The organism is Pseudomonas sp. P5_B2 (assembly GCF_056400445.1).
Genome location: NZ_JBFULH010000378.1, coordinates 4,002 through 5,976, shown reverse-complemented (window position 1 = coordinate 5,976; position 1,975 = coordinate 4,002). Strand labels below are relative to the sequence as shown.

The window sequence follows — 1,975 nt, the reverse complement described above, 5'->3', positions numbered from 1 at the left end:
TCGTTGAAGTGCGGATTGCCCACAAAAAGGGTGAAACGGTGGTCACGCAGGACGAACATCCTCGCGCCGACACTACCCTGGAAATGTTGGCCAAACTCAAACCGGTCAACGGTCCCGACAAAACCGTCACCGCCGGCAACGCTTCGGGCGTGAATGATGGTGCTGCGGCGTTGATTCTGGCGTCCGCTGAAGCGGTGAAGAAACACGGCCTGACCGCCCGCGCTAAAGTGCTGGGTATGGCGAGCGCCGGCGTTGCGCCGCGGGTGATGGGCATTGGTCCGGTCCCGGCGGTGCGCAAACTGACTGAGCGCCTCGGTCTGGCCGTCAGCGATTTTGATGTGATCGAACTCAACGAAGCCTTCGCTAGCCAAGGTTTGGCAGTGTTGCGCGAACTGGGGCTGGCGGACGACGCGGCTCAGGTAAACCCGAACGGTGGCGCCATTGCCTTGGGCCATCCGTTGGGGATGAGTGGTGCACGTCTGGTGCTGACCGCATTGCATCAGCTGGAAAAGACCGGTGGCAAGAAAGGTCTGGCGACCATGTGCGTCGGCGTAGGCCAGGGTCTGGCACTGGCAATCGAACGCGTCTGACACGCCGCGTCGACAAATAAGAACAGAGGAAAGCGACATGACTGACAAGCCTGGTTACCGCCGCCCGCAGGAGGGCACTCAGCCCGATTACCTGCACCCGACCTATCAATCCACCAACCTGCGCTCGCCGTCCAAGCCGTTGGTGTTTTTGCCGCACTCGCTGTCGGAAATCACCGGGCCGACCATCGGTGCCGATCGTATTAATGAGAAAGACAACGACCTGACAGCCCAACACACGGGCGAACCACAGGGCGAGCGCATCATCATTCACGGCCGCGTGCTGGACGAAAACGGTCTGCCGGTGCCGGGAATTCTGGTGGAAATCTGGCAGGCCAACGCCGCCGGTCGCTACAACCATGCCCGCGATCTGCACGACGCGCCGCTGGACCCGAACTTCACCGGCACCGGCCGCACCGTGACCGACKCCGATGGCTGGTATCAGTTCCAGACCATCAAGCCCGGCGCCTACCCGTGGGGCAACCACCACAACGCGTGGCGCCCGGCGCACATSCATTTCTCACTGTTCGGGCCGAGCATTCTGACGCGCCTGGTCACCCAGATGTATTTTCCGGGCGACCCGTTGTTGGCTTACGACCCGATCTACAACTGCGTGCCCGATACCAGCGCCAAAGAGCGTTTGATCGCGACGTTTGATCTGGAAAAAACCATCCCTTCCTATGCCCTCGGTTATCGCTGGGACATCGTCTTGCGCGGCCGCGACGCCACGCCGATGGAGAAATAAGATGACGCTGAACGCGACCACGTCCCACACCGTCGGGCCGTATTACCACATCGGCCTGACCTGGCTGAACCGCGAAGACCTGACCGTCGCACAAACCCTCGGCGAACGCGTGGCAATCACCGGGCAAGTTGTCGATGGCAACGGCGATGTCGTCAACGACGCGATGCTGGAAGTCTGGCAGGCCAACGCCGCCGGCAAGTACGACCATCCGGAAGATGATCAGGACAAACCGCTGGACCCGAACTTCGAAGGCTTTGGCCGGGTGCCGGTGGATGCCGAAGGGCGCTTTCGTTTCACCACCATCAAGCCGGGAACGGTTGAAGGCCTGAAAGGTTCGACCCAGGCGCCGCACCTAGTGGTACTGGTGTTTGCTCGCGGGTTGGTGAAGCACTTGCTGACGCGGATTTATTTCGATGGCGAGCCAGCCAACGCGGCGGATCCACTACTGGAATGTGTACCGGCCGAGCGCCGCAGTACCTTGCTGGCGAAGCAGGATGCGTCCGGTATCTATCAGTGGAATGTGATCCTGCAAGGCACTGATGCCGAGACCGTGTTCTTCGATTACTGAGAACACCGCAAACCCCTGTAGGAGTGAGTCTGCTCGCGATGGCGGAGTGTCAGTGCCAATAATGCTGAATGACAC

At 60.7% G+C, this 1,975-nt stretch carries 3 protein-coding genes; all 3 read left to right on the top strand.

Annotation, left to right across the window (positions count from 1 at the left end):
* On the top strand, positions 1-590 hold a 590-nt coding region (locus AC1DRJ_RS20790; protein ID WP_477803793.1), incomplete at its 5' end, for a thiolase family protein.
* Between the two features lie 37 nt (positions 591-627).
* Complete coding sequence (gene pcaH, locus AC1DRJ_RS20785; protein WP_477803792.1) at positions 628-1,332, top strand: protocatechuate 3,4-dioxygenase subunit beta; 705 nt, start codon at positions 628-630, stop codon at positions 1,330-1,332.
* A 1-nt stretch (position 1,333) separates the two neighbouring features.
* On the top strand, positions 1,334-1,900 hold the full coding sequence (gene pcaG / locus AC1DRJ_RS20780) for a protocatechuate 3,4-dioxygenase subunit alpha (RefSeq protein WP_477803791.1): 567 nt from the start codon (positions 1,334-1,336) through the stop codon (positions 1,898-1,900).
* Positions 1,901-1,975 lie beyond the last annotated feature (75 nt).